13 protein-coding genes are annotated in these 12,497 nt (G+C 46.6%); 12 read left to right on the forward strand and 1 reads right to left on the reverse strand.

Annotation, left to right across the window (positions count from 1 at the left end; genetic code table 11):
* Nucleotides 1-15: 15 nt before the first annotated feature.
* Complete coding sequence (locus WMO62_RS11705) at nucleotides 16-654, reverse strand: epoxyqueuosine reductase QueH (RefSeq protein WP_349144764.1); 639 nt, start codon at nucleotides 652-654, stop codon at nucleotides 16-18.
* A 203-nt stretch (nucleotides 655-857) separates the two neighbouring features.
* Between WMO62_RS11705 and WMO62_RS11710 the strand changes: the two genes are divergently transcribed.
* Genes WMO62_RS11710 through WMO62_RS11765 form a run of 12 tightly spaced genes read left to right on the forward strand, consistent with a single transcriptional unit; the run spans nucleotide 858 to nucleotide 12,148 of the window.
* On the forward strand, nucleotides 858-2,303 hold the full coding sequence (locus WMO62_RS11710) for a uracil-xanthine permease family protein (protein WP_349144765.1): 1,446 nt from the start codon (nucleotides 858-860) through the stop codon (nucleotides 2,301-2,303).
* A complete protein-coding gene (yqeC, locus tag WMO62_RS11715; RefSeq protein ID WP_349144766.1) occupies nucleotides 2,293-2,907 on the forward strand; it encodes a selenium cofactor biosynthesis protein YqeC in 615 nt (204 codons plus the stop codon). The genes WMO62_RS11710 and yqeC overlap by 11 nt, the downstream gene beginning before the upstream one ends.
* A gap of 10 nt (nucleotides 2,908-2,917) precedes the next feature.
* The gene (yqeB, locus tag WMO62_RS11720; protein ID WP_349144767.1) at nucleotides 2,918-3,760 is read left to right on the forward strand and encodes a selenium-dependent molybdenum cofactor biosynthesis protein YqeB; all 843 of its coding nucleotides are present in this window, start codon (nucleotides 2,918-2,920) and stop codon (nucleotides 3,758-3,760) included.
* Nucleotides 3,753-4,793 carry an XdhC family protein gene (locus WMO62_RS11725; RefSeq protein WP_349144768.1) on the forward strand — a complete coding sequence of 347 codons (1,041 nt, stop codon included), beginning with the start codon at nucleotides 3,753-3,755 and terminating at the stop codon, nucleotides 4,791-4,793. The genes yqeB and WMO62_RS11725 overlap by 8 nt, the downstream gene beginning before the upstream one ends.
* Before the next feature lie 14 nt (nucleotides 4,794-4,807).
* Complete coding sequence (locus WMO62_RS11730; RefSeq protein ID WP_349144769.1) at nucleotides 4,808-5,956, forward strand: aminotransferase class V-fold PLP-dependent enzyme; 1,149 nt, start codon at nucleotides 4,808-4,810, stop codon at nucleotides 5,954-5,956.
* Between the two features lie 9 nt (nucleotides 5,957-5,965).
* Nucleotides 5,966-6,994, forward strand: a complete 1,029-nt coding sequence (selD, locus tag WMO62_RS11735; protein WP_349144770.1) for a selenide, water dikinase SelD — start codon at nucleotides 5,966-5,968, stop codon at nucleotides 6,992-6,994.
* Between the two features lie 11 nt (nucleotides 6,995-7,005).
* Complete coding sequence (gene yedF / locus WMO62_RS11740) at nucleotides 7,006-7,617, forward strand: sulfurtransferase-like selenium metabolism protein YedF (RefSeq protein WP_349144771.1); 612 nt, start codon at nucleotides 7,006-7,008, stop codon at nucleotides 7,615-7,617.
* 1 nt (nucleotide 7,618) lies between these two features.
* On the forward strand, nucleotides 7,619-7,858 hold the full coding sequence (locus WMO62_RS11745) for a putative Se/S carrier protein (RefSeq protein ID WP_349144772.1): 240 nt from the start codon (nucleotides 7,619-7,621) through the stop codon (nucleotides 7,856-7,858).
* Nucleotides 7,859-7,891: 33 nt separating this feature from the next.
* Complete coding sequence (locus tag WMO62_RS11750) at nucleotides 7,892-8,686, forward strand: FAD binding domain-containing protein (protein ID WP_349144773.1); 795 nt, start codon at nucleotides 7,892-7,894, stop codon at nucleotides 8,684-8,686.
* A complete protein-coding gene (locus WMO62_RS11755; RefSeq protein ID WP_117499786.1) occupies nucleotides 8,686-9,213 on the forward strand; it encodes a (2Fe-2S)-binding protein in 528 nt (175 codons plus the stop codon). The genes WMO62_RS11750 and WMO62_RS11755 overlap by 1 nt, the downstream gene beginning before the upstream one ends.
* Nucleotides 9,200-11,539: a xanthine dehydrogenase family protein molybdopterin-binding subunit gene (locus WMO62_RS11760; RefSeq protein WP_349144774.1), complete on the forward strand. Its 2,340-nt coding sequence runs from the start codon at nucleotides 9,200-9,202 to the stop codon at nucleotides 11,537-11,539. The genes WMO62_RS11755 and WMO62_RS11760 overlap by 14 nt, the downstream gene beginning before the upstream one ends.
* Nucleotides 11,540-12,148: a nucleotidyltransferase family protein gene (locus WMO62_RS11765; protein ID WP_349144775.1), complete on the forward strand. Its 609-nt coding sequence runs from the start codon at nucleotides 11,540-11,542 to the stop codon at nucleotides 12,146-12,148.
* The last annotated feature ends 349 nt before the right edge of the window (nucleotides 12,149-12,497 follow it).

Raw genomic sequence — 12,497 nt, forward strand, 5'->3', positions numbered from 1 at the left:
AGATCCGTCTGAAGTTCAGACGGACTGTTCCGGGTGACGCTCCCGATAGGAGAAGATGCATCCACAATAGTCCTGACGGTACAGATCGTACTCTTTGGACAATTCTGTGGAACGTTTGTAGCCGTTACGTTTTTTAAAATCATTGGGAAGCCAGCGAACACCGTACTGTTCTGCTAATTCTTCCCCGATTTCATTGAGTTTTTCCGCATTCTTCAGCGGACTGATCGACAGGGTTGTGGCAACATAGTCACAGCCCTTTTCTTTTGCCGTGCGGACTGCTTCTGTAAGTCTGAGGCGGTAGCAGGCAAAGCACCGTTTGCCGCCCTCTGGGATCTCTTCCATTCCTTTTGCACAGTGATAAAAATCGGCTGGAATATAATCACCCTCCAGAAAATCCACTGGATAACGGGTGGGAAGTTCCCGGATCAGTCGCATCTGTTCCTGCACCCGGTTGTGATATTCACTCTCCGGATAGATATTAGGATTGTAATAAAGAACTGTGATCCTGAAATACCTGGACAGGTATTCCAGTACATAACTGCTGCAAGGGGCGCAACAGCTATGGAGCAGCAATGTAGGCGCGGTTTCTTCTTTATCTGTACAGAGCTGATCCAGCACCTGATCCAGCTCCTTTTGGTAATTACGTTTATTCATAAAATAGTGATTCCTTTAAGATACAGTTTCCATGATTCATGACGATTGTAGCATAAGTGATGAATTACTACAATATATAAGTGCAGCTAATAAAAATTCAGTAGAAAAAATAGACAGTAGCAGGATTGACCAGGGAAGTGGAAATCCGTAAAATATTAGTCGGTTTGATTATCAATATACAAAAGTTTTGGAGGCTTTATTTTATGAAAAAAATTTCAACTCCTTATGAATTTGAGGGAAGAATCCCGCTTACGCAGGCGATTCCGCTGGGATTGCAGCATGTAATGGCGATGTTTATCGGAAATCTGACTCCGCTGATCATCGTGATGGGACTCTGCGGACTGACAGCAGATGCCGGTTATGGAGCACTTCGCACAGCACTTTTACAGAATGCTATGATCATGGCAGGTATTGTGACACTGGTTCAGATGTTTTCCATTGGACCGGTAGGAGGTAAAGTGCCGATCGTTATGGGAACATCGTCTGGTTTCCTTGGCGTCCTGAATAATACGGTTGCTGCCTGCGGCGGTGGTATCCTTGCTTACAGTGCGATCATGGGAGCCTGTATTGTAGGCGGTATTTTTGAAGGTGTTCTCGGAATGTTCCTGAAACCGCTTCGTAGATTTTTTCCGGCTATTGTGACCGGTTCGGTGGTAATTGCTATCGGCCTTTCTCTTCTGGGAGTGGGAATCAACTATTTCTGTGGCGGAAGCGGTAAAGCAGATTATGGCTCTTTGCCGAATCTGTTCCTTGGATTCGTTGTTCTGATCGTGATTATTTTACTGAAGCATTTTGCTCCACAGGACAGTGTACTTTCTTCCGCAGCTATTTTGTTTGGTATTCTGGCAGGCTATGTGGTGGCTGTGATCATGACGCTGGTTCTTCCTACAGTAGGAATCAATGCAGATGGAGCAGAATATACCTATTCCTGGGTCGTTAATTTTGAACAGATCAAAAATGCAGCATGGATCGCTGTCCCAAGTTTTATCGGATTCGGCGCACTGGCTGATATGAAGATTGTATTCCAGGCAAATGCGATCATTCCAATCGGAATTATGTTCATTGTCACTGCAATTGAGACAGTTGGCGATATCTCGGCCTGTATCGAAGGCGGTATGAATCGGGAAGCAACAGATTCTGAACTGTCCGGCGGCGTGATCTGTGATGGACTTGGTTCTTCCTTTGCAGCACTGTTTGGTGTGCTGCCGAACACTTCCTTTTCACAGAATGTAGGCCTGGTATCCATGACGAAGGTAGTGAACCGGTTTGCAATCTCTATGGGTGCGATCTTCCTGATACTCTGTGGATTCTGTCCGAAGATCGGTGCGGTCATGTCTGTGATGCCACAGTCCGTGCTGGGTGGTGCGGCAGTTATGATGTTTGCATCAATCCTGATCTCTGGTATTCAGCTGATCACGAAGGAGCCAATTGGAAGTCGTGAGATCACGATCATCTCTGTGGCTATCGGACTTGGATACGGTCTTGGTGCAACCAGTGGAGCAACTGCTCAGCTGCCGTATTATATACAGCTGATCTTTGGCGGATCCGGAATCGTACCGTGTTCTCTGGCAGCAATCCTTCTGAATATAATTTTGCCGAAGAGATCGAGTCCGGTTCGTAAAATGTGGGATATTGAAGATGAAAAATAAAATCATTGCAGTCATTGGAGCGGGTGGCAAGACCACCCTGATCCATCGACTGGCAGAAGAATATCGCAGGAAGGGCGCGTCTGTGCTGGTGAGTACCACTACCCATATGCTGGTGGAACCGGATACAGATCTCTCCTGCGATTCTTTTGCTATTATGGAAAAAATAAAAAAGACAGGATACTGTATGGCAGGAGCTGTCTGCTCGGAAAATTCTGCAAAAATGCAATCATTGCCGGAACAGATGCTTCATGACTTGATGAAGCAGGTGGATTATGCTTTAATAGAAGCAGATGGAGCGAAACATTATGCGCTGAAGTATCCGTCAGAACAGGAACCGGTGATTCCCGAGGGGACGACCGATGTGATTCTGGTGCTTGGATCATGGGATCTGGGAAAGCCATGTAAGGATGTGGTCTTTCGGTTTGAACATATGACATCTGCACTTGGAATCTCCGGAGATATGAAAGCAGATAAACAGATGCTTCAGTGGATTTGGCAGGCATATGAGGAAAAGCTGAAGAACATGGATTACCAGGGGCATTTTCATGTTCTGCTGTCTGAAAAGACAGATCAGGGACTTATGTTTCACACACTGGAGGAATGAAAGAGGCTATATGAATAAAGAGATACTTATTATCTGCCGTGGCGGAGGAGATCTGGCGACTGGAATCGTACATCGTCTATTTCGGGCGGGGTATCAGGTGCTGATCCTGGAGACAGCAGAACCGGCAGCGATCCGGCGACAGGTCTCTTTCTGCGAAGCTGTCTATGAGGGAACGGCAACCGTGGAAGGAGTCACTGCTGAGAGAATCTACACAGCCAAAAAGCAGGCGGTGGAAGAAGTGCTTCAAAGAGGACGTATACCGCTTCTGGTGGATCCGGATGGACGATCAATAGAAGTCTTAAAGCCGGATGTTGTGGTGGATGCGATCATTGCCAAGAAGAATCTGGGGACATATAAAGAGATGGCACCGCTGGTCATTGGAATCGGACCGGGATTTGTGGCTGGAAAAGATGTGCATCTGGTGGTGGAATCCATGCGTGGACATAATCTGGCACGGATTCTGGAGACTGGATCTGCGCTTGCAAATACTGGAATTCCCGGTAATATTGGAGGCTACACAAAAGAGAGGGTCATTCATGCAGCGGCAGAAGGATATATGAAGAACCTTCATCAGATCGGGGATGTGGTGCGAAAAGGGGAAAAGATTGCAAGAATCTATGAACAGATGTCTCCGGAGGGTGTATTTTCCGGAAGATTTGTATCGGTAGAGGCGACAATTCCGGGAGTGCTCCGGGGACTGATCCGTGAGGGATATCATTTTCAGAAAGGATTTAAGATCGCAGACATTGATCCAAGAGAAAGCGAGCTTGCCAATTGTTTTACGATTTCGGATAAAGCCAGCAGTATCGGCGGAAGTGTGCTGGAAGCGGTCTGCAGATATGTAAATGGATAAGATGGAACAGATATATGCCTGTGTAAGAGATCGGGACCGGTCTAAGAATGCATTGCTTGCCACGGTGACAGAGGGAGCAGCTGCAGGTGAAAAAGCATATGTGGAAGATGGTACGATCCAGATACAGAAGGGAACTTTTTTTACAGGGGAAAATGAAAAAAACCTGCAGGGAAAAGGGCTCATGAAGATCAACGGTCAGGAAGTATTTCTTCAACCACTGGGAAATCAGTCAAAGCTTATTATCTGCGGAGGCGGACATGTGTCACAGGCATTGGTTAAGATGGCTGGACTTCTGGATTTTGAGATCACAGTATTGGAAGATCGGCCACTGTTTGCAGAGACTGCCAAAAGAGAGGGCGCGGATCAGGTATTCTGTGGAGATTACAGAGAACTGCTGCGGCAGATTCCGGACAGCAGTGACAATTATTTTGTCTGCATGACCAGAGGTCATCGGTTTGACAGAGACTGCCTGCTGGAGATCCTGAAAAAGCCGCATGCTTATGTGGGCATGATGGGTTCCAGAAAACGGTCGTTTCTGATGAAAAAGGATTTGGTGCAGGAAGGTTTTTCAGAAGAACTGGCAGAATCGCTCCATGCACCCATCGGATTGTCCATCGGAGCACAGACTCCGGCAGAGATCGCATTGTCTGTGATCAGTGAGATTGTAAAGGTGAGAAGTGAGCAGTCAAAGGAGACCGCACTGGATGAACAGGTGCTGGAGATATTAAGCCGAACGCCGGAGCCGGGAGAGCAGAGAGTGCTATGTACGATCATAGAAAAACATGGAAGCGCACCTCGAAGCGCAGGTACGCAGATGGTGGTGACTTCCATGAACCAGATTACGGGAACCATCGGCGGAGGCTGTGCAGAGGCTGAAGTGATCACAGCCTGCAGAGAACATTTTTATAAGCTGCGGGAGCAGATCCCTCATGCGGCTTGTGAAAAGAGGCAGATACGGATGAGCACAGACAATGCGGAAGAAGAAGGTATGGTCTGTGGCGGAACCATTGTTGTATTATTGGAAGAAATATAGAACAGGGGAACGGTATGATTTATCTGGATAATGCAGCAACAACGATGCAGAAGCCGGAAGCAGTCGCAGAGGCGGTTGTTGCTGCCATGGGCAGTATGGGTAATTCTGGCAGGGGGGCTGGAAGTGCAGCACTTCAGGCATCAAGGATCATTTATAATGCGAGGATTCATCTGACCAGGCTGTTTGGCGGAACAGATCCTTCCCGACTTATTTTTACCGGAAATTCTACAGAAAGTCTCAATCTGGCGATTCATGGTCTGTTTGTTCCGGGAGACCATGTGATCACCACCGAATTGGAGCACAATTCCGTTCTGCGGCCTTTGTATGCACAGCAGGAAGAAGGTGTTGCATTGACTGTTGCAGTAAGCGGAAGAAATGGCACGGTGGATTTTTCGGAAATTGAAAAAGCGATCCGTCCGGGAACAAAAGCAATTGTCTGCACACATGCGTCTAATCTGACTGGAAATGTAACAGATCTGGAACGGATGGGAAAGCTTGCAAAAGCTTATGGATTGCTGCTGGTGGTGGATGCATCACAGACGGCAGGAGTGCTGGACATAGATGTAGAGAAGATGCAGATCGATGTACTTTGTTTTACAGGACATAAGAGCCTGATGGGACCGCAGGGAACCGGAGGACTGTATGTAAGACAAGGCATTTCTGTTCAACCATGGAAAAGTGGCGGAACCGGAGTGTACAGTTTTCTTAAAAAGCAGCCGGAAGAATATCCGGAACATCTGGAAGCCGGAACGCTTAACGGACATGGAATTGCAGGACTTCTGGCAGCAGTACAGGAGATAGAGCGGATCGGACAGCGGCAGATCTATGAAAAAGAACACCGGTTGATGACACTTTTTTATGAAGCGGTCAGACAGATCTCAGGAGTGAAAATCTACGGAGATTTTTTGGAAGAAAATGTTCGATGTCCTATTGTAGCACTGAACATTGGAAATGAGGATTCGTCCCAGATCAGTGACTGGCTGCAGGAGGAATATGGAATTATAACCAGAGCAGGAGCACACTGTGCACCGCTGATGCATGCATATTTTCATACGGAAAAACAGGGGATGGTAAGATTCAGTTTTTCTTATTATAATACAGAAGAAGAGGTATCTGCGGCAGTCGAAGCGGTCCGCAGAATCGCAGAAGAAGTACAGGTATAAGGAGAGAGAATGACAGAAGAAATCACATTTTGCAGGGGAGGCGGCTGTACTGCCAAGCTTGGACCGGATCTTTTGAGCCATGTGCTTTCAAAGATTCCAAAAGGAGAAAAAGACCCTGATCTTCTGATCGGATATGACAGTAAAGATGATGCGGCGGTCTATCGAATCTCAGATGATACAGCAGTAGTACAGACACTGGATTTTTTCCCACCCATGCTGGATGATCCGTATTTGTTTGGACAGATTGCGGCAGCTAATGCACTCAGCGATATTTATGCCATGGGCGGTGTAGTAAAGACCGCATTGAATATTGTCTGTTTTCCGGAAAAGATGGATCTTAATATTCTTGGAAAGATCCTGCAGGGTGGAGCAGAAAAAGTAATAGAAGCAGGAGGTATGCTGGCAGGAGGACACTCGATTATGGATGCGGATGTGAAATATGGGCTTTCCGTGACAGGTGTGGTGCATCCGGATCATATTTATGGGAATAATCAAGGGCAACCGTCAGATATGCTGATCCTGACAAAAAAATTAGGGGTTGGTCTGGTGTGCAATGCCAACCGGGTAAATCTGGCACCGGAAGGTGCTATGAAGGAAGCAATCGATTCTATGACTCTTCTGAACAGAAAAGCAGCGGAAATCAGTCATCATTATGAGATCCATGCTTGCACAGATGTGACAGGATTTGGCTTCCTGGGACATTTAAGTGAGATGATTAATGAACAGATATCGGCGGAGATTGATTCTATCTCGATTCCGGTTATCAGTGGAGCAATCCATTGCGCAGAAGAATTTCTTCTGACAGCTGCAGCGCAGCGTAATCGGAACCATGTGAAGGAACGGGTGGAATTCGCTTCAAAGATACCTTTTTCGATGGAAGAGTTATTATTTGATCCGCAGACATCTGGGGGACTGTTGTTTGCGGTGAGAGAAGATCAGGCGGGAGAATTCCTGAAGGAATTAAAAGGAGCAGGACTTCCGGCAGCTATTGTGGGAAGACTGACATCAAAAAAAGAAAAAGATATTTATGTGAAATAGGAGGGTATAAGATGATCACAGTCAATGCAATCGGGGATGCTTGTCCCATACCTGTTGTAAAGACCAGGAAAGCCATGGAGACGATAAAAGGATCTGAAGTGGTGGAAACACTTGTGGATAATGAGATCGCTGTGGAAAACCTGAAAAAGATGGCCGGACAGATGGGATATCAGGTGAAGGATCAGAAGCTGGAAGAAGGAAAATACAGCGTACAGATCATGGTTACGGAAGCGGAAAAAACAGAAAACATACAGGCGGATATCTGCGACTGCAGCCCCACAGCGGCATCTGATAAAGTGGTGGTAATCCGCAGTAACGTTATGGGAGAAGGCGATCCGGAGCTTGGAAAAGTGCTGATCAAAGGGTTTATTTATGCATTGTCTCAGCAGGAAGAGCTTCCGAAGACCATACTCTTTTATAATGGAGGTGCCTGTCTGACCTGTGAAGGATCTGCATCTCTTGATGATCTTAAAGAGCTGGAACATCGCGGCGTAAAGATCCTGACTTGTGGTACTTGTCTGAATTTTTACGGATTATCTGAAAAGCTGAAAGTTGGAGAAGTGACGAATATGTATGATATCGCTGCGACCATGTCCAAAGCTTCTCTGATTGTGAGCCCGTAGAATGAGAAGGAAATATCTGCAGCTGGTGGTGACATTTGCCACAACCACCGCAGCTATGGAGATGGAACAGCGGGCGGAGAAAGCAGAGATTTCAGGAAGACTAATCCCTCTTCCGTCTGAGATCTCGGCAGGCTGCGGACTGGCCTGGAAGACAGAGCTTTCAGAAAAAGAAACCATCATGAACTTTATGGAGCAGCAGAAGCTTCATTGGGAAACAATGTATGAACTTCTGATGTTCTGAGACTACAATAAGAAGATAGATAGAAAGGAAGCCATGCTTTATTATAATCAGTATGTAAGGGCAGAGAGCCTTGACGAGGCATATACTCTGTATCAGAAAAAAAACAATTTTATTCTGGCCGGAATGCTCTGGCAGAAAATGAGAAACCGGACAATGGGAACAGCCATCGATCTGTGTGCACTTGGTCTGGATCAGGTGGATGAGACAGAGACGGAGTTTCGGATCGGGGCATATGTGTCTCTGCGGGAACTGGAGACCAATGAACGTCTGAATGCTTATACGGAAGGTGCATTTCGGGAGTCAGTACGTCATATTGTGGGAGTACAGTTTCGAAATGTGGCAACAGTTGGCGGCAGCCTCTGGGGACGTTTTGGTTTCTCCGATGTGATGACTATTTTCCGTGCACTGGGGGCAAAGGTAGAACTGCATCATGCAGGAATCATGGATCTGGATGAGTTTGTCAGACTTCCGAGAAAGACCAGAGATATTCTTGTGGCTGTGATCGTGCCAAAGACCGTGGAAAAAGTGGTGTATCTCAGCCAGAGAAACCAGTCCACCGATTTTCCGGTGCTGACCTGCGCAGTTGCAAAGAGAGCAGACGGATATGCAGCAGTGGTGGGGGCAACTCCTCATCTGGCGGAAGTGGTACTGGATCGACAAGGCGTGCTCACAGAGATTACAGATGAATCGATCAGCAAGTTTGCAGAACAGGTATCAGAAGAGATCCGGTTTGGCAGCAATGTGAGATCCGGCGCAGCCTACCGTAAGGCAGTCTGTCGGGTACTTGTGAAGAGAGCACTGGAAACATGGAAAGGAGAACAGATCTGATGGATGTAAAGATAACATTGAACGGGAAAATGATAACAGATTCCGTAGATGCAGATATGGTTCTTCTGGATTTTTGCAGAAAACATAACTGCTATTCTGTAAAACGCGGATGTGAGTCCGGCAACTGTGGGCTTTGTACAGTGCTGCTTGATGGAAAGCCGATCCTTTCCTGCAGTACACCGGTTGGACGTGCTAACGGACGCAGAGTGGATACGCTGGAAGGTCTGCAGGAAGAGGCAAAGGCATTTACCAGATTTTTTGCAGCACAGGGAGCAGATCAATGTGGTTTCTGTAATCCGGGATATATTGTGAATATTGTGGCATTGCTCAGAGAAAATCCGGATCCGACAGATGAGGAGATCCTGGAATATCTGTCAGGTAATCTTTGCCGCTGTACCGGATACCAGAGCCAGCTTCGTTCTCTTCGAAATTATCTGAACAGTAAAAAGGAAGGGGCAGCTATGGATCTGGAAGCAAATGTCTATGGAGAAGATGTTGGAAAGGAGTGGAAGCATGAAGGAATTTAAACGTGACAGAAAAGAGTATCATGCAGTGGGAAAGTGTATTCCAAAGAAAGATTCTGATCAGCTTCTGCTTGGAAAACCTGTATTTATGGATGACATTATTCCGAAGGATTGTCTCATAGTAAAACTGCTGCGCAGCCCTCATGCGCATGCGATCATCGAAGAGATCAATACGGCGGCTGCTATGAAGGTGCCAGGGATTGTTGCTGTCTATACATGGAAGGATGTGCCTCGAAGGAGATTCTCTATTGCCGGACAGACTTTTCCGGAGCCATCTCCCTATGATCGTCTGATTCTTGATCAAAGAGTCCGAAGTGTAGGAGATGCGGTTGCGATTGTAGCAGGTGAGACAGAAAAAGCAGTGGACAAAGCATTGCGTGTCATTAAAGTGAAATATCAGGTGCTGGAGCCGGTGCTTGATTTCCGCAAAGCACTGGATAACCAGGTGCTGGTTCATCCGGAAGATAACTGGATGTCCCATGGAAATACAGGAGATGTGAAACGCAATCTTCTGCATCATGAAGAAGATGCTCATGGAGATGTGGAAGCGGTACTTGCAGATTGTGAAGAAGTTATTGAGCATAGCTGGAGAATTAAAGCTGCTCAGCAAGGGTATATGGAGACAATCCGTGCTTATTGTGAGATCGATCGGTACGGAAGACTTCATTGTATCAGTTCCACACAGATCGTATTTCATATCAGACGTATTCTTGCCAATGCTCTTGGAATCTCCAAATCCATGGTCCGTGCAGAAAAGCCGCGGATCGGCGGTGGATTTGGAGCCAAGCAGACAGCAGTGTGTGAAGTATATCCTGCTTTTGTCACATGGATGACAAAGCGGCCAAGTAAGATTATTTACAGCAGAAGAGAGTGCCAGACCATTGCGTCTCCCCGTCATGAGATGGAGGTAACTGTGCGTCTGGGTGCAATGAAAGATGGAAGGATCCGGGCGATCGATCTGTATACGTTATCCAATACAGGTGCTTATGGAGAACATGGAACAACGACAGTGGGACTTTCCGGACATAAAGCAATTCCGCTCTACACAGGCGGATGCGAGGCAACCCGGTTTTCCTGTGATGTGGTTTATACTAATGTGCAGGCAGCAGGTGCTTATCGTGGATATGGCGCAACACAGGGAATCTTTGCCCTGGAGTCTGCAGTCAATGAACTGGCTGAAAAGCTTAAGATCGATCCGGTGGAGCTTCGGATGAAAAATATTGTCCGGGAGGGCATGTTCATGCCGGCTTATTTTGGAGAGACGGCGAATGCCTGTGCACTTGACCGGTGTATTACACACTGTGCAGATCATTTTCACTGGAAAGAAAAATATCCGGTACGTGATATGGGAAATGGAAAAGTGCGCACTGCAGGTATGGCAATCGCCATGCAGGGTTCTTGCATCTCTAATGTGGATGTGGGTTCCTGCACTCTGAAGCTTTCTGATGATGGAACATATAATATGCTGATCGGTGCCGCAGATATGGGAACCGGATGTGATACGATCCTGGCGCAGATGGCAGCAGAAGTGCTGGATTGCGAACCGGATCAGATCGTAGTCTTTGGTGCGGATACGGATGCATCCCCGTATGATTCAGGATCTTATGCATCTTCTACCACGTATGTTACCGGTATGGCAACACAGAATGCTGCAATGGAACTTCGCGAAAATATGATGAAGATCGGAGCGGAACTATTAGGCTGTACATTAGATGAAGTAGAATTTGACGGAGAAAAGGTATACCTGGTGGATGGAGACCAATCTGTCAGCCTTGCAGATATTGCAGTGAAATCGCAGGTGAATAACAGAATCCCGGTGGATGTGACGGCAACTTATTCATCGCCAGTATCTCCGCCACCCTATATGGTCGGCATGGCAGAGATCGAGCTGGATAAAGAGACCGGAAGTGTGAAGATCCTGGATTATGATGCAGTGGTTGACTGCGGAATTCCGGTTAATCCCAATCTGGCAAGAGTACAGACAGAGGGTGGCATTGGTCAGGGAATCGGTATGGTACTCTATGAAAATGTTACCTACAATGCCAATGGTAAGATCACAGAAGGCGATTTTATGCAGTATAAGATCCCGACCAGACAGGATGTAGGAAATATTCATGTGGAATTCGAGACCAGTTATGAGCCATCGGGGCCGTTTGGTGTGAAATCAATCGGTGAGATCGTTATCAATACACCGGCACCGGCACTGGCACATGCAATTTATCGTGCAACCGGTGTGTGGCACAGAACAGTACCGTTCACTCCGGAGAAGATCCTTATGGGAATGCTGGATCCGGACTGGAAAGAAACTGATCACAGGGTAAAGGATTAAATGATACAGGCAATTTATATGGCGGCTGGTAACAGCCGCCGTTTTGGAAGTAATAAGCTGTTGTTCCCATGGAAGGGGAAGACCATGTACCGCCACGGGCTGGATCTGCTGCTGGAATTGAAAAAAGAAATGAAAGAGCAGTTATCTGTGATCGTTGTAACACAGTATCCTGAGATTCTGGAAGAGGTGCAGAAGCTGCCGGAAGCATCTGAAGTACAGGTTGTTTTTTGTAAAGAGAGCCATCTGGGAGCATCGTATACGATCAAGGCGGGAATAGCTGCCATGCAGAAGCAGGCGACATATCTTCTTTTTATGGTGGCGGATCAGCCGGAACTTTCCAAAGAAAGTGTCAGGTGTCTTATGAAGGCATCCGGGGTGTTGGATACCGGTTCAGACTGCGAAACAGAAAAAGACCAACCAGAAACATTATCACTTTGTTGTCATGGGATTCCGGGGAATCCCTGCATGTTCCATGAATCCCTGATTCCAGAACTTCTGCAGCTGACAGGGGATCAGGGCGGACGAAAAGTTCTGAAGCAGCATACATGTCGATATGTGGAGATCGAAGATGAAAAAGAACTGATGGATATAGACGTTCCTGTATATTGAAAATGGTGGCACGAAGTCACAGCCTGTGCCTGCGACCTTTTAGATATAAGAATGAAGGATAAGTGAAAAAGTGAGTCGTGAGCCAGTGAATCGTGTAGTGAGCCGGGTAAAATAAAAAAGTTGAAAATAGTGTTGACAAATATACTTCCAGGTGGTACTATAGTCGAGCTGGCTGAGAGAACAGCTGGTAACACACAGGCAGTCAATCACATAACAACAAACAGCTTTGAAAAAAGTTAAAAAAGTTGTTGACAAGATATGACAGAGTGTGATAAGATATCAGAGTTGCTGCTGAGGCAACGAGATAGAACATGAACCTTGATAATTAAATAGTGCTTTGAAAATCTTC

The organism is Hominiventricola aquisgranensis, assembly GCF_040096225.1.
Classification (GTDB): Bacteria; Bacillota; Clostridia; order Lachnospirales; family Lachnospiraceae; genus Hominiventricola; species Hominiventricola aquisgranensis.

Excerpts from the sequence above, each read along its gene's own strand:
- WMO62_RS11705 (WP_349144764.1), bottom strand. The coding sequence starts at position 654 with ATGAATAAACGTAATTACCAAAAGGAGCTGGATCAGGTGCTGGATCAG.
- WMO62_RS11710 (WP_349144765.1), top strand. The coding sequence starts at position 858 with ATGAAAAAAATTTCAACTCCTTATGAATTTGAGGGAAGAATCCCGCTT.
- yqeC (WP_349144766.1), top strand. The coding sequence starts at position 2,293 with ATGAAAAATAAAATCATTGCAGTCATTGGAGCGGGTGGCAAGACCACC.
- yqeB (WP_349144767.1), top strand. The coding sequence starts at position 2,918 with ATGAATAAAGAGATACTTATTATCTGCCGTGGCGGAGGAGATCTGGCG.
- WMO62_RS11725 (WP_349144768.1), top strand. The coding sequence starts at position 3,753 with ATGGATAAGATGGAACAGATATATGCCTGTGTAAGAGATCGGGACCGG.
- WMO62_RS11730 (WP_349144769.1), top strand. The coding sequence starts at position 4,808 with ATGATTTATCTGGATAATGCAGCAACAACGATGCAGAAGCCGGAAGCA.
- selD (WP_349144770.1), top strand. The coding sequence starts at position 5,966 with ATGACAGAAGAAATCACATTTTGCAGGGGAGGCGGCTGTACTGCCAAG.
- yedF (WP_349144771.1), top strand. The coding sequence starts at position 7,006 with ATGATCACAGTCAATGCAATCGGGGATGCTTGTCCCATACCTGTTGTA.
- WMO62_RS11745 (WP_349144772.1), top strand. The coding sequence starts at position 7,619 with ATGAGAAGGAAATATCTGCAGCTGGTGGTGACATTTGCCACAACCACC.
- WMO62_RS11750 (WP_349144773.1), top strand. The coding sequence starts at position 7,892 with ATGCTTTATTATAATCAGTATGTAAGGGCAGAGAGCCTTGACGAGGCA.
- WMO62_RS11755 (WP_117499786.1), top strand. The coding sequence starts at position 8,686 with ATGGATGTAAAGATAACATTGAACGGGAAAATGATAACAGATTCCGTA.
- WMO62_RS11760 (WP_349144774.1), top strand. The coding sequence starts at position 9,200 with ATGAAGGAATTTAAACGTGACAGAAAAGAGTATCATGCAGTGGGAAAG.
- WMO62_RS11765 (WP_349144775.1), top strand. The coding sequence starts at position 11,540 with ATGATACAGGCAATTTATATGGCGGCTGGTAACAGCCGCCGTTTTGGA.